This is a genomic window from Sphingomonas sp. CFBP 13720 (assembly GCF_014842075.1).
In the GTDB taxonomy this organism is placed as follows: domain Bacteria; phylum Pseudomonadota; class Alphaproteobacteria; order Sphingomonadales; family Sphingomonadaceae; genus Sphingomonas.
This window is the reverse complement of record NZ_JACYVA010000001.1, coordinates 518260-539022: the sequence shown is the minus strand read 5'-3', so window position 1 is coordinate 539022 and position 20763 is coordinate 518260. Positions and strand designations below refer to the sequence as shown.

19 protein-coding genes and 1 pseudogene are annotated in these 20763 nt (G+C 66.3%); 15 read left to right on the top strand and 5 right to left on the bottom strand.

Annotated features, from left to right (window positions below; all coding sequences use genetic code 11):
• Positions 1-110 precede the first annotated feature (110 nt).
• The 4 genes from hslO to queE all read left to right on the top strand — a co-directional run bounded on the left by hslO (position 111) and on the right by queE (position 2950).
• Positions 111-1025: an Hsp33 family molecular chaperone HslO gene (gene hslO, locus IFT55_RS02645; RefSeq protein ID WP_192088823.1), complete on the top strand. Its 915-nt coding sequence runs from the start codon at positions 111-113 to the stop codon at positions 1023-1025.
• A 22-nt stretch (positions 1026-1047) separates the two neighbouring features.
• Positions 1048-1470: a hypothetical protein gene (locus tag IFT55_RS02640; protein ID WP_192088822.1), complete on the top strand. Its 423-nt coding sequence runs from the start codon at positions 1048-1050 to the stop codon at positions 1468-1470.
• Positions 1471-1619: 149 nt separating this feature from the next.
• Positions 1620-2315 carry a 7-cyano-7-deazaguanine synthase QueC gene (gene queC / locus IFT55_RS02635; RefSeq protein ID WP_192088821.1) on the top strand — a complete coding sequence of 232 codons (696 nt, stop codon included), beginning with the start codon at positions 1620-1622 and terminating at the stop codon, positions 2313-2315.
• Entirely contained in the window at positions 2315-2950 is a 636-nt protein-coding gene (queE, locus tag IFT55_RS02630) for a 7-carboxy-7-deazaguanine synthase (RefSeq protein WP_192088820.1), read from the top strand. Before queC ends, queE begins: the two co-directional genes overlap by 1 nt.
• Positions 2951-2957: 7 nt before the next feature.
• On the opposite strand, the gene IFT55_RS02625 is transcribed toward queE, so the two are convergent.
• Both IFT55_RS02625 and IFT55_RS02620 read right to left on the bottom strand, forming a co-directional pair.
• Complete coding sequence (locus tag IFT55_RS02625) at positions 2958-4481, bottom strand: sensor histidine kinase (protein ID WP_192088819.1); 1524 nt, start codon at positions 4479-4481, stop codon at positions 2958-2960.
• A gap of 71 nt (positions 4482-4552) precedes the next feature.
• Positions 4553-4726 (bottom strand): NepR family anti-sigma factor, encoded by a 174-nt coding sequence (locus tag IFT55_RS02620; RefSeq protein ID WP_342029211.1) that lies wholly within the window; start codon positions 4724-4726, stop codon positions 4553-4555.
• A gap of 242 nt (positions 4727-4968) precedes the next feature.
• Here IFT55_RS02620 and IFT55_RS02615 point away from each other — a divergent pair, with 242 nt between their 5' ends.
• From IFT55_RS02615 to IFT55_RS02605, 3 genes are all read left to right on the top strand, one after another.
• Positions 4969-5772, top strand: coding sequence for a response regulator (locus IFT55_RS02615; RefSeq protein ID WP_192088818.1), 804 nt, complete (start codon positions 4969-4971; stop codon positions 5770-5772).
• Positions 5773-5813: 41 nt separating this feature from the next.
• Positions 5814-5951 (top strand): hypothetical protein, encoded by a 138-nt coding sequence (locus tag IFT55_RS02610; RefSeq protein WP_192088817.1) that lies wholly within the window; start codon positions 5814-5816, stop codon positions 5949-5951.
• A 97-nt stretch (positions 5952-6048) separates the two neighbouring features.
• On the top strand, positions 6049-6684 hold the full coding sequence (locus IFT55_RS02605; RefSeq protein ID WP_192088816.1) for a sigma-70 family RNA polymerase sigma factor: 636 nt from the start codon (positions 6049-6051) through the stop codon (positions 6682-6684).
• Between the two features lie 300 nt (positions 6685-6984).
• Here the strand turns inward: IFT55_RS02605 and IFT55_RS02600 are convergent, their stop codons facing one another.
• Positions 6985-7158, bottom strand: coding sequence for a hypothetical protein (locus IFT55_RS02600; RefSeq protein WP_192088815.1), 174 nt, complete (start codon positions 7156-7158; stop codon positions 6985-6987).
• Positions 7159-7246: 88 nt separating this feature from the next.
• On the opposite strand from IFT55_RS02600, the gene IFT55_RS02595 reads away from it, so the two are divergent.
• From IFT55_RS02595 to IFT55_RS02570, 6 genes are all read left to right on the top strand, one after another.
• Positions 7247-9928, top strand: coding sequence for a bifunctional [glutamine synthetase] adenylyltransferase/[glutamine synthetase]-adenylyl-L-tyrosine phosphorylase (locus IFT55_RS02595; protein ID WP_192088814.1), 2682 nt, complete (start codon positions 7247-7249; stop codon positions 9926-9928).
• Positions 9915-10400 carry a peroxiredoxin gene (locus IFT55_RS02590; protein WP_192088813.1) on the top strand — a complete coding sequence of 162 codons (486 nt, stop codon included), beginning with the start codon at positions 9915-9917 and terminating at the stop codon, positions 10398-10400. The genes IFT55_RS02595 and IFT55_RS02590 overlap by 14 nt, the downstream gene beginning before the upstream one ends.
• A 181-nt stretch (positions 10401-10581) precedes the next feature.
• Positions 10582-11775, top strand: a complete 1194-nt coding sequence (locus tag IFT55_RS02585; protein ID WP_192088812.1) for a M23 family metallopeptidase — start codon at positions 10582-10584, stop codon at positions 11773-11775.
• A 46-nt stretch (positions 11776-11821) separates the two neighbouring features.
• Positions 11822-12163, top strand: a complete 342-nt coding sequence (locus IFT55_RS02580) for a HesB/IscA family protein (RefSeq protein WP_192088811.1) — start codon at positions 11822-11824, stop codon at positions 12161-12163.
• A gap of 1 nt (position 12164) precedes the next feature.
• The gene (gene xth, locus IFT55_RS02575) at positions 12165-12935 is read left to right on the top strand and encodes an exodeoxyribonuclease III (protein WP_192088810.1); all 771 of its coding nucleotides are present in this window, start codon (positions 12165-12167) and stop codon (positions 12933-12935) included.
• Entirely contained in the window at positions 12917-13693 is a 777-nt protein-coding gene (locus IFT55_RS02570) for a transporter (RefSeq protein WP_192088809.1), read from the top strand. The genes xth and IFT55_RS02570 overlap by 19 nt, the downstream gene beginning before the upstream one ends.
• Positions 13694-13697: 4 nt before the next feature.
• Here IFT55_RS02570 and IFT55_RS02565 read toward each other — a convergent pair whose 3' ends face one another.
• The gene (locus IFT55_RS02565) at positions 13698-14633 is read right to left on the bottom strand and encodes a glutaminase (protein WP_192088808.1); all 936 of its coding nucleotides are present in this window, start codon (positions 14631-14633) and stop codon (positions 13698-13700) included.
• A 98-nt stretch (positions 14634-14731) separates the two neighbouring features.
• On the opposite strand from IFT55_RS02565, the gene IFT55_RS02560 reads away from it, so the two are divergent.
• Positions 14732-15730 (top strand): glycosyl hydrolase, encoded by a 999-nt coding sequence (locus IFT55_RS02560; protein WP_192088807.1) that lies wholly within the window; start codon positions 14732-14734, stop codon positions 15728-15730.
• A 2-nt stretch (positions 15731-15732) separates the two neighbouring features.
• Here the strand turns inward: IFT55_RS02560 and mutS are convergent, their stop codons facing one another.
• A complete protein-coding gene (mutS, locus tag IFT55_RS02555; protein ID WP_192089673.1) occupies positions 15733-18303 on the bottom strand; it encodes a DNA mismatch repair protein MutS in 2571 nt (856 codons plus the stop codon).
• Positions 18304-18529: 226 nt separating this feature from the next.
• On the opposite strand from mutS, the pseudogene IFT55_RS02550 reads away from it, so the two are divergent.
• Positions 18530-20745: pseudogene (locus IFT55_RS02550) on the top strand (NADP-dependent malic enzyme); the annotation flags it as partial.
• Positions 20746-20763: the final 18 nt, after the last annotated feature.

Here is a 20763-nt window from a genome sequence, read left to right as displayed (position 1 = left end):
CGGCAATCGGTACGCTAACCTGCCGCAAACCGCTTGCGAAACGATGCGGCGGCTCCCATGTGAGCGATCGATCACATTTCGTCCGGTTTGCCGGACGTGGGAGCCGTTGCTTGACTGATACCGTACGCCTGCCCGATCTCGACCGTGCGATCGGCTTCACCATTCCCGATCGGCACGCGCGCGGACGCGTGGTCCGGCTGGGTTCGGTGGCGCAGTCGATCCTTGCCGCGCATGCCTATCCCCGCCCGATCGAACAGTTGCTGGCCGAAGCGCTCGCGCTCACCGCGCTGCTGGGATCGACGTTGAAGGATGCCGCCGGGCAACTGACGCTCCAGGCGCAGACGCAGGGTGGCATCGTCCGGCTGATGGTGTGCGATTACAAGAACGGCGAGTTGCGCGGTTATGTCGACTTCGATCGCGAGCGGCTGGCCGAACTGGGCGAAACGCCGTCGCTGTTCGCGCTGTTCGGGCAGGGATATCTGGCCATCACCTTCGATCAGGTGACGTCGGGCGAACGCTATCAGGGGATCGTGCCGCTGGACGGTGATTCGATCGCGGCGGCAGCTGAAAGCTATTTCCTGCAATCCGAACAAATCCCGTCGCTGGTGCGGCTGGGCCTCGGCTTCGACGAGGCAGGCGGCCGGATCGTCGGTGGCATGTTCCTCCAGCATCTTCCCGAAGGCGAGGATGGCCGCGAGCGGTTGCATACGCGGCTCGACCATCCCGAATGGGAGCATGTCGAGGCATTGGGCCGGACGATGGGCGCGGATGAACTCGCCGATCCGATGATCCCGCTGGAAACGATCGTGTGGCGTCTGTTCAACGAGGAACGCGAAGTGCGGGTGTTGGGCACCACCGACCTTATCCGTGGCTGTCGCTGTGACCGCGAATATATCGCCGGGGTGATCGCGCGGTTTCCGCCGGAGGAGCAGCGGGCGATGGCAGACGATGCAGGCATCATCACCGTCGACTGCGCCTTCTGCGCGACGAAGTTTCCGCTGCCGCTGGACGATGTAGTCGCCTGACCGGCGCTGAAAGGGATTGAAGATGGGGGGACTTGGCATGCGGTGGGGGATCGCGGTCGGGCTGATGGTCGCGTCAGTAGCGGCTGGTGCGCAGCCGGCGCATGCGCCGACGCTGAAGGCGATGCGCGGGGTCGTGGCGGGACGCTGGCTGCTACGTCCGGTGGGACAGGTTACGCCGCCCCGCGACAGTTGCGTCGCCGACCCAGCGGTGTTCCTGCGGTTGCGTCATCGCGGGGCGGAATGCAGCCGGTTCGTCATCGATGACGGCACCGACAGTGCGACGGTGCACTACACCTGTCCTGGCACGGGCCATGTCCGCACCGTGATCCGCGTCGATACGCCGCGATCATTGCGGATCGAGAGTGAAGGCTTTGCCGACGGCGCGCCCTTTTCCGACGCGATCATTGCGCGCCGCGTCGGCAATTGCGGATCGCCAGCCCGTTAATCCTGTGTTTACCAGTTGGGCACTACCGTATGACTGCGTCCTGACGGATGCAAAGTCTCCCTGAAAGAAGACTTCCTTCGGGCCGCTTGCGAGCGGCCCGTTCTTTGCCCGGGTTGCCTACATCCGGCGGAACGCCTAGCGAGCGCGTCATGTCGACTTCTCCGATCAGTGTGGTGCTCGTGTCCGGCGGGCTGGATTCGATGGTATCTGCCGCGCTTGCGCGGGAGGCAGGATACCGGCTGCTTGCGCTGTCGATCGATTATAACCAGCGGCATCAGATCGAACTGGCGGCGGCGCGACGGATTGCGACGCTGCTGGGGGCGGAGCGCCACGTCGTGCTGCCGCTCGATCTGCGTGCGTTCGGCGGATCGGCGCTGACCGACGATACGCTGGCGGTGCCGAAGGATGGCGTGGGCGACGATATTCCGGTTACCTACGTCCCGGCACGCAATACGATCTTTCTCAGCCTCGCGCTGGGCTGGGCCGAAGCAGCGGGGGCGCGCGACCTGTGGATCGGGGTCAATGCCCTTGATTATTCGGGATATCCGGATTGCCGGCCGGAATTCATCGCCGGGTTCGAGACGCTGGCCGAACTGGCGACGCGGGCCGGCGTCGAAGGCGATCGTTTCCGTATCCATGCCCCGCTGCAGCATATGACGAAGGCGGATATCGCGCGCGAAGCGGCGCGGCTGGGGCTGGATGCCGGCATCAGCTGGTCGTGTTACGATCCGGCCGGCGATCTCCACTGCGGACGCTGCGACAGTTGCCGCCTGCGTGCCAAGGGCTTTGCCGAAGCGGGCCTGCCCGACCCGACCCGCTATGCCGAAGCGCCGCTGGCCGACTGATGTCGTATTCGGTCAAGGAAATGTTCCTGACCCTGCAGGGGGAAGGGGTACATGCCGGCCGTCGCGCGGTGTTCGTGCGCTTCGCCGGCTGTAACCTGTGGACCGGGCGAGAGGTCGACCGCGCGCGGGCGATCTGCCGCTTCTGCGATACCGATTTCGTGGGAACCGACGGTCTGGGCGGTGGCAAGTTCGCCGATGCTGCGATGTTGGCCGCCGCCGTGGCCGGACATTGGGGACCGGGCAGCGAACGCCGCTTCGTGGTGCTCACCGGCGGGGAGCCGATGCTGCAGATCGACGACGCGTTGGTCGAGGCGCTGCACGGCGCGGGGTTCACCATCGCGATCGAAAGCAACGGCACGATCGCCGCGCATCTCGGCATCGACTGGATCTGCATCAGCCCCAAGGCGGGTAGTGAGGTCGTCCAGCGACAGGGTGACGAGCTGAAACTCGTATGGCCGCAGGACGGGATCGATCCCGATGCCTTCGCCGACTGGGACTTCGCACACCGGCTAGTCCAGCCGATGGACGCGATCGGGCTGGAGGCGGTGAACCGCGATGCCGCCGTGGCGTTTGCCATGGCCCGTCCCGAATGGCGATTGTCGTTACAGACCCACAAGATGCTAGGGCTGCGGTAACGCCCGTTCAGGCCGCCTTGGCGGCAATCGTGATCTCATAGGCGCCGGTCAACGGATCATGGTGCAGCGGCGCGCGCAACTGGCGCGACAGGCCGAGAATGATGCGGCCATAGCGAGTCGCAACCAGCGTATCGAACTCCGCCCCTTCGACCAGCGAGGGAGAGCTCGCGCGCAATACGGCGGTATCGGTGTTGCCGATGTGACGGAGCGATATGCCGATCTGAGCCTGCGGATTGACCGATGTCGCCAGCTCGATCAATTCGGTGAGAAGGAACGACACCGCGACCGCGACGTCCTGCGTCACGAGCACCTGATCGACGTTCAGCGCGATGCCCAGGCGGGCCGATGATTCCGGCGCGGTGGCGCGGATGTTCGACGCCAGTTCGCCGATCACCGATTTCAGCTCCAGCCCGCGATTTTCCTCCATTTCCGCATAATGGTTGCGATGGACGACCGCGAGCGCATCGACGCGGCGCTGGATGGTGGCATAGGCATCCGACGCCGCCGCGCCATGGGCGCTGCGGGCATGGAAATTGATAAGGCTGGCAATGACCTGAAGGTTGTTCTTTACCCGGTGATGCACTTCGCGGGTCAGCTTGGTCTGGCGGACCAGACCTTCGGCCATCGACTGTTCGTGGCGTTCGACAGTCAATGTCAGGTCCTGGAACGTCTCGCCCAGATCGGCGATCTCCTGCGCAGGGATCGCACCGAAATCGACGTCGGTGAACGGCTGTCCCGGCTGGTATTTCCCGATATCGCTGCGCAGCCGGCGCAAGGGACGGATCAGCAGACGGTCGACCACGAACCAACCGATTCCGGTCGCCGCGATCCACATCACCAGCGGCAGGACCATGGCGACGAGGAAGGGCGAGGTGATCGGTGCCTTCCGCACCGCCATGCTGAAATTCAGGTCGTCGACGCTCAGCGGAATGCGGACCCGTTCGAGCCGCTCCAAACCGCGTTCTTCGGGCAGCGCCCTCAACAGGATATCCTGTTCGTCGTCATGTTCGAGCGATGCGGCGAACGACGTGGCATAGCCGCTGGGCTGGGCCAGATCGCGCAGCATGTCGGTCGGGAAGAACGCGGTGGCGTGCGCGCGTTTGCCCGGACCGTCGATATCGAGCACCAGTCCCTGGTCCGGCAGAATCTGCGCCCGCAGTCCGCCAGCATCCGCCGTGCCGCGCGAAGGGCGGGGGACCGCGGTGCCGCACACAAGTCTCCCGTCGCGCGCGAAAATGCCGAAGCGCGCGCCTGCCGCCGATTGCTGTGCGAAGACCCCTTCGATCCGAGCGCAGCCCGGCGCATTGTCGGGATCCTCGGATAGCGCGTTCATCGCTGTGCGCAACGCTCTCATATCGCCGACAAGTTCGATCGCGATGGAACGTGAGGCCTCGATCGCAGCGACCCGCAACCGGGCACGCGTGTCCAGATCGGCGGTACGTGATGTCTGAAGCGTCGCGAACAACGCGATCAGCGCGAGCGGAAGCAATGCCGCACTGAGGATCAGCACGACCTTCGCGCCGGTAGGCATACGTCGAAATGCGGTCGCCGGGTGGGACGATCGCCAACGGTCGGAAGGGGATGTCGTCACGTGGACGACGACTATTTCAGCTTGCTGAGCAAATCGAGCATCTCATCGGGCACCGATTCACCGATCGCATCCTGATACACGGCACGCAACGCATTGCCCAAATTGGACGAATCTTTTCTATTGGCCTGCATCGCAGCCCGAGGCGTCGCACTGGACAGCTTCGCCTCCTGTTCACCATTCTTCACGAATGTATGCCTTCCCCCGATATCCGGACCAGTTCGCCCGTACGAAATGCGCCCGTCGAACAGCATTCGGACACGTGCGATACGGTACGTCGGGCAGGCAGGAAACAAAAGACGCGCTCGTTGGTTCCATGGCCTGACGCGAACTCGGGGGAGGCGTCTTCTCCGTGCCGTATCGACCCGTGTTGAATGTCCGCACGTCCGTCCCCCGGGACTGCCGCGCGTCGAAGGAGTTTTATCAGACTATGTCGCTCGGACAACAGCTTGCCCCGCATCTTCCCTTCCTGCGGCGCTATGGCCGTGCCCTTACCGGCAGCCAGAGCGAGGGCGACCAGTATGTCCGCGCCACGCTGGAGGCGATCGTCGCGGCACCGGAAGAATTTCCGCGCGAGGTCGATCCCCGGCTTGGCCTGTATCGCACGTTCCAGGCGATTTGGGCGTCGTCGCAGCCCGAAGTCTTCGGCGAGGGCAGCGATGCGGGATCGGACAACGAGGCCATCGCCCGTGCCCGGTTGTCGCGTATCGCCCCCTTGTCGCGACAGGCGTTGTTGCTGACGGCGATGGAAGGCTTCACGACCGAAGACACTGCATACCTGATCGATTCGACCCCCGAGGAAGTCGAGGAACTGGTCGCAGAGGCGATGCGCGAGATCGAGCAGCAGACCCGTTCGCGCGTGATGATCATTGAGGACGAGCCGCTGATTGCGATGGACCTTGAACAGATCGTCCGCGATCTGGGCCATGAGGTGACCGGCGTCGCCGTGACGCGCGACGAGGCAGTAGCGCTGGCGATGCAGGACCGGCCGGGCCTGGTGCTCGCCGATATCCAGTTGGCGGACGACAGCTCGGGCATCGATGCGGTGAAGGACATCCTGTCCGAATTCAACGTGCCGGTGATCTTCATCACCGCGTTCCCCGAGCGGTTGCTGACCGGCGAGCGTCCCGAACCGACGTTCCTGATCACGAAGCCGTTCCAGCGTTCGACGGTGAAGGCCGCGATCAGCCAGGCGTTGTTCTTCGACGATGCGACGGTTCCGGCGGAAGTCTGAAACGATACGGACCCAAAACGATAGTCGGGGGTTAAGCTGGCATGGCTGACGATCAAGAACGCATCCGGGTCAGCGCCACGCGCGCCCGAGCCGGTTCGACCCCCGGCATTACCCGTTACATTCTCGCGATCTCGCTGGTGGCGGTGATCGTTGTAATGGCGTACATTCTTCTGTCCTGAACGGACCGGCATCGTCAGGGGCATCGCTGGCATTCAGCGATGCCAACGCCTATGTCTGGAGCTGGCCCATGGCCGCCCGCGTATCGAACGGATAAGAATGACCGACCCCGAAACTACTGAAAACGCGGACGTCGAAGTTCAGGAGCATGTCGCCCTGTCCGACCCGGAGTTCAAGAAACAGCTGGCGCAGGTCATACCGCACCTGCGCGCGTTCGGCCGGTCATTGTCGGGCAGCCGCGATCTTGCCGACGATCTGGTACAGGAAACGCTGTTGAAGGCTTGGGCCGCGCGGCAGCGGTTTCAGGCCGGCACGAACATGCGGGCTTGGACCTTCATCATTCTGCGCAACCTGTATCTTTCGCAGATGCGCCGCGCACGGTTCAAGGGCGAGTGGGACGATCTGGTCGCCGACCGTATCCTTGCCGCGCCTGCCAGTCAGGATCGTCATGTCGAACTGGCGGACATGCAGCGCGCGCTGCTGCACCTGCCGCAACCGCAACGCGAGGCGCTGATCCTCGTCGGCGCGGGCGGGTTCGCGTACGAGGAAGCGGCCGAGATCTGCAACGTCGCGGTCGGAACGATCAAGAGCCGCGTCGCGCGCGGTCGCGTTGCGCTGGAAGCGTTGATGACCGACGGCCAGTTGCCGTCGCGGGCGTCGCAGCCGGATAATAATGGCCAGACCGTGCTCGATACGATCATGGGCGAGGTCGACGATCTGAGCAAGGATCGCTGAAAGTAGCGAGGAGCGTCGGTTGCGTTGAGCCGGCGTCCGGTCCGCTCCAGTGTCGATTCCGAGGAGTGTCCGACGGTACACCTCCGCGCGAACAAACGGCCGGTTTTGCCGCAAGACGGCGCCGATGATGTTAGAGTACCGCGTCATTCGTATTCTTCGATGCCACGCAGCGGTATCGAACATACTGACGGCTGCAATCGTAGGTCTCGTCTGATCGGCGATCGCGCTGCTGGCTTGCCGCTCAGGCGTCGCTTCTGATATCTTGACTGTGCCGGAGTTTCGGGCGCGCGAACGGTTCCGTCAGTGCCGGATAGCGTCCAGCCGCCGGATGCTTTCGAGCATGTCCGCTGTCAGTCCGGTGCCCCGGCCATAGCTTTGCCGTAACGCATGCCCGATGCCGTCGATCGACGACGGACATCGTACCGCGTATGTGGCGAACGGCGCGTGATGGGGAAGGGACGGGGGAAGCGTCATGCGGTTTCAACGTGCCGCCAGCCAATTCGTTCATCGCACGCATCTGGACCGACGATGATAAGGTTCGACGATAGGGGGTAGCCATACGATGCGTCTCGATTCCGAACTGCTGGCCCGCGTGCGGGACGGATCGCCGTTCCTGTCGACGCTGGTCGATCGCGAAGGCGATTTTCTGGACCGTCTGACCGGGTTCGATGTCGATGCGCTCGCCGTGATCGCGCTGGAGGATCCTGACGTGCCGCTGGCCCGGCGATTGCGGATCGAGCGGCGGCGACTGGCATTGCTGGTGGCACTTGGTGATCTCGGCGGCGCCTACGACCTGCGCCGCGTGACGCGGACGTTGAGCGATTTTGCCGATCACGCGCTCGACCGGGCCATCGCCGCCGCGATCGAGGAGCGGACACCGGGTGCCGCACCGATCGGCTTCACCGCGATCGCGCTGGGAAAACAGGGCAGCCGCGAACTCAACTATTCGTCCGATATCGACCCGATCCTGTTGTACGATCCCGCAATTCTTCCCCGGCGGGAGCGCGACGATCCGGCGGAGGCGGCGGTGCGCATCGCCCGGCGGGCGACCGAATTGTTGCAGGCGCGCGATGGCGATGGCTATGTCCTGCGCGTCGACCTTCGCCTGCGGCCTTCGTCCGAGGTGACGCCGATCGCGTTGCCGGTGGATGCGGCGATCGGCTATTATGAATCGGCGGCGCTGCCGTGGGAACGTGCGGCATTTATTCGCGCGCGCGCCGCCGCCGGCGATACCGCGCTGGGTGAACGCTTTCTCGACGCAATCCGACCGTTCGTGTGGCGACGGGCGCTGGATTTCGGTGCGATCGGCGAGATACGCGACATCACGCGCCGCATTCGCGACCATTATGCGCAGGGGCAGGCATTCGGTCCGGGATACGACCTGAAACGCGGGCGCGGCGGCATCCGCGAGGCGGAGTTCTTCGCGCAGGTCCACCAGCTGGTCCATGGCGGCCGCGATCCGCGATTGCGCGTACCGGCGACGCTGGACGCCCTGGAAGCGCTGGCGGCGGCCGGGCGGATCGCGGCGGACGAAGCGACGACGATGGCGTCGGGCTACACGCTGTTCCGCACGATCGAACACCGGTTGCAGATGGTCGATGATCGCCAGACCCACAGCCTGCCGGCGAAGGGCGAGGCGATCGACCGCGTGGCGCGGTTGCACGGCGTCGCCGATGGCGATGCGTTGCTGGCGTTGCTCGCGCCGCACGTCGCGGCGGTGGCGGGCGTGTATGATCGGCTGGACGGTGCGGCGACACCGCGGCTGCCCGCCGATCCCCGGCTGCTGGCCGGACGTCTGGCCGCGCTGGGGTTCGATCCGCCCGATGCGGCGGTGCGCCGGATCGCCGACTGGCGCGGCGGTGCCTATCCGGCGTTGCGCAGTCCGGCAGCGCGTAGTGCGCTGGAGGACAGCCTGCCGGGCGTGATCGCTGGACTGGCCGCCGCGTCCGATCACGACGCCGCGCTGCTGCGCCTCGATGCGATGCTCGCGAAGTTGCCCAGCGCGATCAACCTGTTCCGCCTGCTCGAAGCGCAGCCGGCGCTGGCGAAACTGCTCAGTACGATCCTGTGCCATGCGCCAACGCTGGCGGACGCGCTGGCGCGCCGTGCATCGTTGCTGGATGCGCTGATCGACGCCCGCGCGCTGGAACCGGTCGGATCGGTCGCCGAACTGGCGGCGGAAATGCGGATGCGGTCCGGCGAAGGCTATGAACGGCTGCTCGACCATGTCCGTGATGTGGTGAACGAAAAACGGTTCATGCTGGGCGTGCAAGTGGTGGCCGGAACCGGCGATCCGCTGGCGGTGGCGGCCGGCTATGCCCGGCTGGCGGAAGCGGCGGTCGAAGTCCTTGCGCGCGCGACGGCCGATGCCTTTGCCGAACGGCACGGCCGGGTGCCGGACAGCGAACTGGTCGTGCTGGCCCTCGGGCGGCTGGGCGGCGGCGCGCTGACGCATGCGTCCGACCTCGACCTGATCTATTGCTTCACCGGCGATTTCGCGGCGGAATCGGATGGCGACAAACCGTTGGGGGCAGTCCTCTATTACAATCGGCTGGCGCAGCGGCTGACCGCCGCCCTGTCGGTCCAGACCGCGTCGGGACCGTTGTACGAAGTCGACACCCGGTTGCGGCCATCGGGGGCGCAGGGGCCGCTGGTCGTCTCGCTGACCGGGTTCGAACGCTATCAGCGCGAGGATGCGTGGACGTGGGAGCATATGGCGCTGGCCCGCGCGCGTCCGATCGTCGGGTCGGCAGCGGCGCGCGAGCGGGCGGCGGCGATCATCGCGCGCGTGCTGGCGGGGGACCGGCCGGTGCGCGACGTGACTACCGAAGCGGTCGCGATGCGCGCGGAGATGGCGCGGCACAAGCCATCGGCCGGGCCGCTGGACGCGAAGCTGGGGGAGGGCGGTCTCGTCGACCTCGAATTCGCGGTGCATGTGCTGCAATTGCGGGAACGCACCGCCTTTTCGCCGCATCTGGGTGAAGCGGTTGATCTATTGATCGCGTGCGGCCTGTTGCCCGAAGCGATGCGCGACGCGCATGATTTCCTGACCCGGCTGATCGTCGCGGTGCGGCTGATCGCGCCGGGCGCGCAATTGCCGCCCGACACGACGCAGCCGATACTAGCGGCGGCGGTGGGGTGCGGTGACTGGGCAGAGGTGATGGCGACGCTGGACACGACCCGGCACGATGTACGCACGGCATGGGCCGATGTGATGGAGGGACGCTACGATGGAAACCGGTGACATGTTGCCGCCGCTGACGCTGGTTCTGGCAGACGGCGCGCCGATCGATCTGGCCGACAGGCACGGGCGGGGGCTGGTCCTGTACTTCTATCCCAAGGCAGACACGACCGGCTGTACCCGCGAGGCGCAGGAGTTCTCTCAACTGTCGGATGCGTTCGATCGGGCCGGCGTCGATGTGGTCGGCGTTTCGCGCGATGCACCGGCCCGCCTGGCGAAGTTCGCGGCGAAACACGCGCTGACGGTCAGGCTGGCGAGCGACGAGGACGGCACCGCGTCTGCCATGTTCGGGACATGGGTCGAAAAGCAGATGTATGGTCGCCGCTACATGGGCGTTGAACGCGCGACGTTCCGGTTCGACGCGGGCGGCACGCTGGTACGATCGTGGCAGAAAGTGAAGGTGCCGGGCCATGCGGCGGCAGTGTTCGAATCGATTGCGGACACCGGTCGCGGTGCCGGTTCGGATCATGATTAACGGCAACCCAACGGCTCGCCGTACGTCGATGCCGTTCTGACGCGCCGAACGCCCGATGCGCTTGCCACCGGCGTAGCGATTACGGCACGTTCAGGGGGTCAAGGCGCGGGGGCTGCTGTCTGGACAAAGGGTTCATCGATCGCGCCGTTGTTGCGATCGCAATTCTGGGTCGCGAAAACTGATGACGATACCGTCCGTATTGCAAGTCAACGCCACGATCGCCACGCGGTTCCGTTCGATCTTTCAGACTCGCAACATCCTGTTTCATGACGGCAGCCGGCTTCGCCGCTGCTCGATTTCCGGCCGGACCCAGGCCGTCGCCGCCGGGCTGGCGACGCTGACCGTGGCGTTCTCGGCCTATGGCATGGGGCAGGCCGCGATCGATACGGCCGTCGCGGGCGGCATCGTCGATGTCGAGACGTCGGCGGACAAGTTGGCCACGATGCAGCAGCAGGTCGCATCGATGCGCGCCGACGTAGCCCGGCTTCGCAACAACGCCCGCGAACACGCCGCCCGGGTCGACCGCCGTCAGGCCGCGCTGGCCGCGGTCCTGACCGGGTCGGACGATGCAGACGGACTGGCGCTGGCTGCGCTGGAGCCGCATGATGTTTCCGGCGATGCCCGCATCGTGACCCAGCCGTTCGACCGCGTGGTGCGGCGTCAGGCGACGATGGCAGCGCAGGCCCGTGCGATCGCCGATGCGCGCTATGCCGATACCGCCCGTTCGATGAAGCGGCTGGGCATCAACCCGCGCCGCGCCGTAGCCGCGATGGGCGGACCATATGAGCCGGTGGATGCCGCCGTGGCCGCTGCGGCGACCGCCGGTGCAGCAACTGCCGATGCCGCCGCCGACGCGCAGTTCCGCGCGCTGTTCCTGAGTTGGAAAAAGCTCGACACGATCGAGCAGGCGGCGATTTCGATCCCGTCGTTCCAGCCGGTCGCGCATCTATCGTTCACCAGCAATTTCGGCGTCCGTTCGGACCCGTTCCGCGGCACCGCCGCAATGCATGCCGGGGTCGATATCCCCGGTCCGCTCGGCACCCCGGTCTATGCGTCGGCTGATGGCATCATCGCCCGCGCCGAACGTGCCGGCGGGTACGGCAACCTGATCGAAGTGAACCATGGCAAGGGCATCGCGACCCGTTATGGCCATCTGTCGAAAATCCTCGTGGCCGACCATGCGCGGGTGCGGCGTGGCCAGTTGATCGGGCTGATGGGATCGACCGGGCGTTCGACCGGCAGCCACCTGCATTACGAAGTCCGCATCGACGGTGCGGCGGTCAATCCCGCGCCGTATCTTCAGGCAGGCGAACTGGCGCTGGCCGCCGATCGTGCGCAGCGGCAACGGCTGGCAATGGGTGGCCCCGCCAACTGATCAGGCAAGGTTGCCGATCGACTGCGGTGGGCCTATCTCCACCGTCATGACCGCCACCCTTTCCACCGACATTTCCCTGTCCGCCGCCGCCGCCGCGCGTGTCGCGGCGATCGCCGCCAAACAGGCCAAGCCCGCGATCCTGCGGCTGTCGGTCGAAGGCGGGGGATGTTCGGGATTTCAGTATCGCTTCGGTCTTGCCGACGCCCCCGACGGCGATGATCTAATCGCGGAAACCGATGGCGTGCGGCTGGTGGTCGATCCGGTCAGCATCGATCTGGTGCGCGGCGCAGAAGTCGATTTCGTCGAGTCGCTTGGCGGAGCGGCGTTCCGCGTCACCAATCCCCAGGCGGCATCGGGTTGCGGCTGCGGCACCAGCTTCGCGATCTGACGTGAAGATCGTCAGCTATAACGTCAACGGCATCAAGGCCCGCCTGCCACGATTGCTGGAGTATCTGGGCGAGCAACAGCCCGATGTGGTGTGCCTTCAGGAACTCAAGTCGAGCGACGAGACGTTCCCGGAGGCGGATATTCGCGCGGCGGGCTATGGTGCGCTGTGGCATGGACAGAAGGGCTTCAACGGTGTCGCAGTGCTGGCGCGGGGCGCCGACCCGATCGAACGCCAGCGCGGACTGGCGGGTGAGCCGGAGGACGAGCATAGCCGCTATCTGGAAACCGAGGTCGGCGGCGTGGTGATCGCGTCGATCTATCTGCCCAACGGCAACCCGCAACCCGGACCCAAGTTCGACTACAAGCTGCGCTGGATCGATCGGCTGCGCACGCGCGCGCTGGCACTGCTCGAAGCGGAGCAGCCGGTGGTGCTGGCCGGCGACTATAATGTCATCGCGAACGACGACGACGTCTATTCGGTGCGGGCGATGCAGGAAGACGCGCTGATGCAGCCGGAATCGCGCGCGGGGTATCGCACGTTGCTGGCGCAGGGGTGGACCGACGCGTTGCGGACCCGGTTTCCGAACGGCGGCGTGTGGACCTTCTGGGATTATCAGGCCGGCGCGTGGCAGCGTGACGCGGGGTTCCGCATCGATCACCTGTTGCTCAGTCCGATCGCCGCCGACCGCATGGTCGATGCCGGCGTGGACAAGGAATATCGTGGACGCGAAAAAGCCAGCGATCACGCCCCGACATGGGTGACGTTGCGTTGAGGCGGATCGCGGCGGCGGGGCTGTGCGTCGCGGGTCTGTCGATGGCGGGGCCGGCACTGGCGCGCGACTATTGCTCGACCCGCCCCAGCCTTGGCCAGTCGGCCTGCGTCCTCGACCCCGGCCGGACGGCGGTCGAGACCGCGCTGTCCGATTGGGAGCGCGACGACGACAGCGACACGGTGTTGTTCGCCGACACGTTGTTTCGCGTCGGGCTGACCGACCGGATCGAGGCGCAGATCGCGTGGACGCCGATCGGCGTGGCGCGCGACCGCAGCGACGGCAGCCGCACGATGCGGACCGGTGATCTGTCGATCGGCGGGCGGATCGCGTTGCGCAACCCCGATGGCAGCGGCCTGTCCTATGGCCTGCAACCGTCGGTAACACTGCCGGTCGGACGCGATCCGATCGGTGATGGCGACTGGTCGGCGTCGATGATTGCGCCCATCACCTATGACCTGAACGATACGCTCAACCTGCAATTCTCGCCCGAAGTCGCCTATGCGGCCGACGATGGCGGGGACGGGCATCATGTCGTGCCGGGCGCAACGCTGGGGTTGGGCATCGCGCTGGGCGAGGCGATCGACCTGACGGCAGAGGCGCAATGGATCGGCGCGACCGAGGCGGCGGAGACGCGCGCGGCACTGGCGGTCGCATGGCAGGTGTCGGGCGATCTGATCCTTGATGCGGGCGGGGCGGCGGGCCTCAATCACGCGACGCCATCGCTGCGCGTCTATGGCGGGGTTTCCCGGCGGTTCTGACCGGTCAGCCGCGCGGTTCGAATATCGACCAGCCGGTGCGTTGCACCAGTCGTTCGAGCGCCAGCGTGCCGAGTTGCGAATTGCCGCGTTCGTTCAGACCGGGCGACCATACCGCGATCGACGCGATGCCCGGCGCGATGGCGAGGATGCCGCCGCCCACGCCGCTCTTGCCCGGCAGGCCGACGCGATAGGCGAATTCGCCCGATCCGTCATAATGGCCGCAGGTCAGCATCAACGCATTGATACGGCGCGCCCGTTGCGCCGACACGATACTGTGCCCGGTCGTCGGATTGATCCCGCCGGCCATCAGATAGCGTCCGGTCAGCGCAAGCTGGCGACAACTCATCGCCAGCGCGCATTGATGGAAATAGACGCCCAGCGTCGCTTCGGGCGGATGATGCAGATTGCCGAACGCCCGCATGTAGTTCGCCAGCGCCATGTTGCGGTGGCCGGTATCCTGTTCGGCGCGCGCGACGGCTTCGTCGATGAAGATGCCGTCCTCGCCCGCCGCCGCCCGGACGAACCGGAGCAATTCGCCCAGTACCTCGCGCGGCTGGTTGCGGCCGAGCAGCACGTCGGCGACGACGATCGCACCGGCGTTGATGAACGGATTGCGCGGCACGCCATGTTCGGTTTCGAGCTGGACGATCGAGTTGAACGCGCTGCCCGACGGTTCGCGACCGACGCGCCGCCAGAGCTGATCGCCCACCGCACCCAAAGCGAGGGTGAGGGCGAACACCTTCGACACCGACTGGATCGAGAAGCTTTCGTCGGCATCCCCCGCGAGATGGCACGTCCCGTCGCGTTCGATCACGGCGATCCCGAAGCGGCCCGGATCGACCGCCGCCAGCGGCGGGATGTAATCGGCCGGGATACCGCGATCGGGGGCGGCGGCCATTTCGGCGGCGATATCGGAGACGATGGTCGACAGGTCGGGCATGGTCCATTCTATGACGACCGGACGGTCGGCGAAATAGAATGTTGATTTTCAGTATTAGTCCGGCCAGCCTGATCCCGACAACGATACGGGAGAGGGCGATGCGGATCACGCGGCGCGAAGGATTGGGCGGGCTGGCAGCACTGGGGCTGAGCGCCGCGCTACCGGCAGGGGCGACGACCCCGGCCCGGACGCTGAGCAACCCGAAGGCATCGCGCGAGGCACGGGCGGTCTATCGCTATCTATGGAGCGTGTACGGCAAACGGACGCTGACCGGTCAGCAGGAATCGAGCTGGACCCCGCGCGGCCCGCGCGCCGAACTGGACTTCCTGAGGAAGACGACGGGCAAGCTGCCCGCGATCCTTGGTCTCGATTACATCGATCCGAAGGACAATGCGAACGTCAACGCCCGCGCGATCCGGTGGTGGCGCGACGAAGGCGGGTTGCCCAGCATTTGCTGGCATTGGGGCGCACCCGACAAGGGGACGGGATACGAGAATTCGAAGCAGCCGTTCGACGTGAAGGCGGCGCTGACCGCCGGCACGCCGCAACATGCTGCGATGATGCGCGACATGGCGCAGATCGGCGATCTGCTGACCGAATTGCGCGACGCGCGCGTGCCGGTCCTGTGGCGCCCGTTTCATGAATTCACCGGCACATGGTTCTGGTGGGGACAATGGGGGGCGGAAGGGTTCAAGGCATTGTGGCGGACGATGTACCGTTACTTCGTCGACGACCGGAAACTGACCAATCTGATCTGGGTGCTGGGCTATGCCGACGTGCCCGATGTGGCCTATTACCCCGGACGCGATATGGTCGATATCGCGGGGGCCGACACCTATGTCGATCATCATGGCAACCTGTCGGCGATGTTCGCCGGGGTGAAGGCGATCGTCGGGGACAGCGTGCCGATCTGTCTGCACGAAAACGGTCCGATCCCCGATCCCGCCGGGCTGGGACCGCAGGCGGACTGGCTGTGGTTCCTGACTTGGCATACAAGGTGGCTGGAGGACGGGGTGCAGAACACCGCCGCCACGCTGAACGCGGCCTATAATTCGGAACGCTACGTGACGAAGGACGAGTTGCCGAAGTTCGCCTGAAATCAGGTCAGTGCCTTGAGCCGGTACAGCGATTCGAGTGCTTCGCGCGGGGTCATGGCGTCGATGTCCAGCGCGCCCAACGCCTCGCGCAGGGTGTCGACCGGCGCAGCCTCGACCGCCTGCACGGCGGCGAACAGCGGCAGGTCGTCCAACCCCGCCGCGATGCCCCCGGTCTTCGCGCGCCCTGCTTCGAGTTTCGACAGCACTGCTTTCGCCCGCGCCAGCGTCGTCGGCGGTAGGCCCGCCAGCCGCGCGACGGCGATGCCGTAGCTGCGATCGGCCGGCCCGTCGGACAGTTCGTGCAGCAGGACCAGATCGCCCTTCCATTCGCGCGCGCGGACGTGATGCAGCGACAGCGCGTCGCAGCGTTCCGATAGGCGGGTCAGTTCGTGATAATGTGTGGCGAACAGGCAGCGGCAGCGATTGTCCTCGTGAATCGCCTCGACCACCGCCCATGCGATGGCTAGGCCGTCATAGGTCGAGGTGCCGCGACCGACCTCGTCGAGGATGACGAACGAGCGCGGTGTCGCCTGGGCGAGAATCGCGGCGGTTTCGACCATCTCCACCATGAAGGTCGACCGGCCGCGCGCGAGGTTGTCGGACGCGCCGACCCGGCTGAACAACCGGTCGACCAGCCCGAGCGTCGCGCTGGTCGCGGGAACATAGCCGCCCGCCTGCGCCAGCACGACGATCAGCGCGTTCTGCCGCAGGAACGTCGACTTGCCGCCCATATTGGGACCGGTGACCAGCCATAGCCGCGATCGTTCGGACAGATGACAGTCATTGGCAACGAAGCGCCCGCCGCCGCGCGCGACCGCGCTTTCGACCACGGGATGACGGCCGCCCGCGATGTCGAGGCACGGATGGTCGACCAGTGTCGGACGCGCCCAGCCGCCTTCCGCCGCGCGTTCGGCCAGCGCCGCCGCAACGTCGATCCGGGCCAGCGCATCGGCGGTGGCGGCGATGGCCTCGCGACGCGACAGCGCGGCGTCGGTCAAGGCTTCCAGATGCGCGGCCTCGGCGGCCAGTGCGTGCGCGCCGGCCTGCGTCACCTTGATCGCGGCGTCATGCAGGTCGGGGGCGTTGAAGCGGACGACGCCGGCCAGCGTCTGGCGATGGGTAAAGCCGCTGTCGGCCGCCATCAATTTGTCGGCGACGCGCGCCGGCACCTCGACATGATAGCCCAGCACGCCGTTATGGCGGATCTTGAGCGCGGCGATGCCGGTGGCGGTGCGATATTGCGCTTCCAATGCAGCGATGGCGCGGCGGCCGCCCGCGCCGGTGTCGCGCAGCGCATCCAGCGCGGCGTCGAACCCTTCGGCGACATAGCCGCCCGCCGCCGCGTCGATCGGCGGCATCGGCACCAGCGCGCGGCGCAGCAGGTCGATCAACTCACCATGACCGCGCAGTTGCGGGGCCAGCCCGGCGACCAGCGGCGGCACGTCGGCCATGCCGCCCAGTTGCTGGCCCAGCGTCCATGCGGCATCCAGCCCGTCGCGCAACTGGCCCAGATCGCGCGGCGATCCGCGCCCGGCGGCGATCCGTCCGATCGCACGGCCGATGTCGGGTAGTGCGCGCAACGCATGACGCACCGTGTCGCGCAGGCCGGGATCGTCATGGAACCACGCGACCGCCGCCAGCCGCGCCTCGATCGCCATCCGGTCCATCAACGGCGCGCCGATATCGGCGGCGAGCAGCCGTGCGCCCGCACCGGTGACGGTCCGGTCGACTTCGGCCAGCAGGCTGCCGGCGCGCTGCCCGGCAGCGGTGCGGGTCAGTTCGAGGCTTTCGCGCGTCGCCGCGTCGATCGCCATGCACGCGCCATCGGCGGCGCAGACCGGCGGGCGCAGGAACGGCAACTGTCCCCGCGCGGTATGATCGAGATAGGCGACGAGCCCGCCCGCCGCCGCCAGCGCGGCACGGCTGAACTGACCATATCCATCGAGTGTGGCGACGCCGTGCAGCGTCTTAAGTCGCGCTTCCCCGGCGGCGCTGTCGAAGTCGCCCTTCGGACGCAACAGCGTGGCGATGTCGGCGAAGGCGGAGGATTCGGCGGCGACCACTTCGACCGCGTGCAGCCGGGCTAGCGCGGCGGTCAGCCCGGCGGCATCGGTTTCGATCACCTCGAACCGGCCAGTCGATACGTCGGCGGCAGCGATGGCGACGGCGCCGCCCGCTTCGCCGATACAGGCGCACCAGTTGGCCGCACGCGCGTCGAGCAACGCTTCCTCGGTCAGCGTGCCGGCGGTGACCACGCGGACGATCGCACGCGCCACCAGCGCCTTCGATCCGCGTGCGCGTTTGGCTTCTTCTGGGCTTTCGACCTGTTCGGCGATGGCGACGCGATGTCCCGCCTTGATGAGCCGCGCCAGATAGGCTTCCGCCGCATGGACCGGCACGCCGCACATCGGAATCCGTGCGCCTTCATGTTCGCCGCGCGAGGTCAACGCGATGTCGAGCACGGCGGCCGCGACCTTCGCGTCGTCGTGGAACAGTTCGAAGAAGTCGCCCATGCGATAGAAGAGCAGGCAATCCTGCGCCTCCGCCTTCAACGCCAGATACTGCACCATCATCGGGGTGGGGGCAGGGGTATCGCCCGCCGGAGCCTTCATCGCCATGACGGCGCGATACCGGGCGAGGCGCGGATGGGCAAATGCGCACGACGGCGGGGTCGTGGGGGAGCCAATCCCCGGCATGTCGAACAGGGCATGGTCATCGCCGCCCATCCCGCATTTCGGGACAAGAGCCTTGCCCCGCCTGCGACCAGCCGGGTACAGCCGCCCAAACGGGAGATTGCCAGTGTCCGAGGAAACCACCGTCCAGTTCTCCGAGCGCGAGGCGCTGCTGTTCCATTCGGAAGGGCGTCCGGGCAAGATCGAGATCATCGCATCGAAGCCGATGGCGACGCAGCGCGATCTTGCACTTGCATATTCGCCGGGCGTCGCCGTGCCGGTACAGGCGATCGCCGACGATCCCGCCACCGCCTATGACTATACGGCGAAGGGCAATCTGGTCGCCGTCATTTCCAACGGCACCGCGATCCTTGGCATGGGCAATCTGGGCGCGCTGGCGTCCAAGCCGGTGATGGAAGGCAAGGCGGTGCTGTTCAAACGGTTCGCCGACGTCGATTCGATCGATATCGAATTGAAGACCGAGGACGTCGACCGCTTCATCGACGCCGTCGAATTGATGGAACCGACCTTCGGCGGCATCAACCTTGAGGATATCAAGGCGCCCGAATGCTTCATCATCGAACAGACGTTGCGCGAACGGATGAACATTCCGGTCTTTCACGACGATCAGCACGGCACCGCGATCATCTGTGCCGCTGGGCTGATCAACGCATGCCTGCTGACCAACCGGAAGCTGGGCGAGGTCAGGGTCGTCGTGAACGGCGCGGGCGCGGCGGCGATCGCGTGCACCGAACTGATGAAGGCGATGGGCGTTGCCGCTGACAACGTGATCCTGTGCGACCGTACCGGCGTCATCTATCAGGGTCGCGACGACGTGAACCAGTGGCAGTCGGCGCATGCCGCCGCGACCGATCGGCGGACGCTGACCGAGGCGCTGCACGGAGCCGACGTGTTCCTCGGCCTGTCGGCGGCGGGCGCGCTGAAACCCGAAATGGTCAAGGACATGGCGCCGTCGCCGATCATCTTCGCGATGGCGAACCCGGAGCCGGAAATACGCCCCGAACTGGCGAAAGCGGCGCGGCCGGACGCGATCGTGGCGACCGGCCGGTCGGATTATCCGAACCAGGTCAACAACGTCATCGGTTTCCCGTTCATCTTCCGTGGCGCGCTCGACGTACGGGCGACCGGCATCAACGATGCGATGAAGATCGCCGCTGCCAACGCCATCGCCGAACTCGCACGGCAGCGCGTGCCGGAGGAAGTGGCGCTGGCATACGGTACGCAGCACAGCTTCGGCCCGGAATATATCATCCCGGCGCCGTTCGATCCGCGGCTGATGGAATTGGTGCCGTCGGCGGTGGCGAAGGCGGCGATGGATTCGGGCGTGGCGACGCGGCCGATCCTCGACATGGATGCCTATCGCCAGAAGCTGCGCGCGCGGCTCAACCCGACCACGTCGGTGCTGACCATGGCATATGAAGGCGCGCGCGCGCATCCCAAGCGCGTGCTGTTCGCGGAAGGCGAAGAGGAAGTCGTGCTGCGCGCGGCGATCGCGTTCAAGGAAGGCGGCTATGGCGTCCCCGTGCTGGTCGGGCGCGACGACGTGCATGACCGGCTGCGCGCGCTTGGCGTGGTCAATCCCGAGGAATATGAAGTCCATAACAGCCGCACCAGCGAGATGGTGCCGCAGATGGTCGACTTCCTCTATGCCCGGCTGCAACGGCGCGGGTTCCTGCGTCGCGATGCGGAGCGGATGATCAACCAGGATCGCAACACGTTCGGCGCGGTGCTGCTACAGCTTGGCGTCGCCGACGCGATGATTACCGGTATTACCCGCACCTATGCGCAGACGTTCCGCGACGTGCGGCGCGTGATCGACCCGGTCGACGGCAAGGTGCCGTTCGGCATCCACCTGCTGGTCGGGCAGAGCCACACGGTGTTCATGGCCGACACCACGATCAACGAACGCCCGGCGGCTGAAGAACTTGCCGATATCGCGGAACGCACCGCCGCCGTCGCGCGGCGGATGGGGCACGAACCACGGGTGGCGTTCCTCAGCTATTCGACGTTCGGCAACCCGTCGGGCCAGTGGATCGACAATGTCCGCGACGGCGTGGCAGCGCTCGACAAGCGTCAGGTCGGGTTCGAATATGAAGGGGAGATGGCGCCCGACGTCGCGCTGAACCCGAAACAGATGGCCAATTTCCCATTCGCGCGCCTGTCGGGTCCGGCCAACGTGCTCATCATGCCGGGGCTGCAATCGGCCAATATCTCCGCCAAGCTGCTGCGCGAGTTGGGCGGGGACGCCGTGATCGGTCCGATGCTGATCGGCATGGAAAAGCCGGTGCAGATCGCACCTATGACGAGCACCGCGAACGAGCTNCGCGGCGGGGGGGCGAC

Excerpts from the sequence above, each read along its gene's own strand:
- IFT55_RS02640 (WP_192088822.1), top strand. The coding sequence starts at position 1,048 with ATGGGGGGACTTGGCATGCGGTGGGGGATCGCGGTCGGGCTGATGGTC.
- queC (WP_192088821.1), top strand. The coding sequence starts at position 1,620 with ATGTCGACTTCTCCGATCAGTGTGGTGCTCGTGTCCGGCGGGCTGGAT.
- queE (WP_192088820.1), top strand. The coding sequence starts at position 2,315 with ATGTCGTATTCGGTCAAGGAAATGTTCCTGACCCTGCAGGGGGAAGGG.
- IFT55_RS02625 (WP_192088819.1), bottom strand. The coding sequence starts at position 4,481 with ATGCCTACCGGCGCGAAGGTCGTGCTGATCCTCAGTGCGGCATTGCTT.
- IFT55_RS02615 (WP_192088818.1), top strand. The coding sequence starts at position 4,969 with ATGTCGCTCGGACAACAGCTTGCCCCGCATCTTCCCTTCCTGCGGCGC.
- IFT55_RS02610 (WP_192088817.1), top strand. The coding sequence starts at position 5,814 with ATGGCTGACGATCAAGAACGCATCCGGGTCAGCGCCACGCGCGCCCGA.
- IFT55_RS02605 (WP_192088816.1), top strand. The coding sequence starts at position 6,049 with ATGACCGACCCCGAAACTACTGAAAACGCGGACGTCGAAGTTCAGGAG.
- IFT55_RS02600 (WP_192088815.1), bottom strand. The coding sequence starts at position 7,158 with ATGACGCTTCCCCCGTCCCTTCCCCATCACGCGCCGTTCGCCACATAC.
- IFT55_RS02595 (WP_192088814.1), top strand. The coding sequence starts at position 7,247 with ATGCGTCTCGATTCCGAACTGCTGGCCCGCGTGCGGGACGGATCGCCG.
- IFT55_RS02590 (WP_192088813.1), top strand. The coding sequence starts at position 9,915 with ATGGAAACCGGTGACATGTTGCCGCCGCTGACGCTGGTTCTGGCAGAC.
- IFT55_RS02585 (WP_192088812.1), top strand. The coding sequence starts at position 10,582 with ATGACGATACCGTCCGTATTGCAAGTCAACGCCACGATCGCCACGCGG.
- IFT55_RS02580 (WP_192088811.1), top strand. The coding sequence starts at position 11,822 with ATGACCGCCACCCTTTCCACCGACATTTCCCTGTCCGCCGCCGCCGCC.
- IFT55_RS02570 (WP_192088809.1), top strand. The coding sequence starts at position 12,917 with ATGGGTGACGTTGCGTTGAGGCGGATCGCGGCGGCGGGGCTGTGCGTC.
- IFT55_RS02565 (WP_192088808.1), bottom strand. The coding sequence starts at position 14,633 with ATGCCCGACCTGTCGACCATCGTCTCCGATATCGCCGCCGAAATGGCC.
- IFT55_RS02560 (WP_192088807.1), top strand. The coding sequence starts at position 14,732 with ATGCGGATCACGCGGCGCGAAGGATTGGGCGGGCTGGCAGCACTGGGG.
- mutS (WP_192089673.1), bottom strand. The coding sequence starts at position 18,303 with ATGATGGTGCAGTATCTGGCGTTGAAGGCGGAGGCGCAGGATTGCCTG.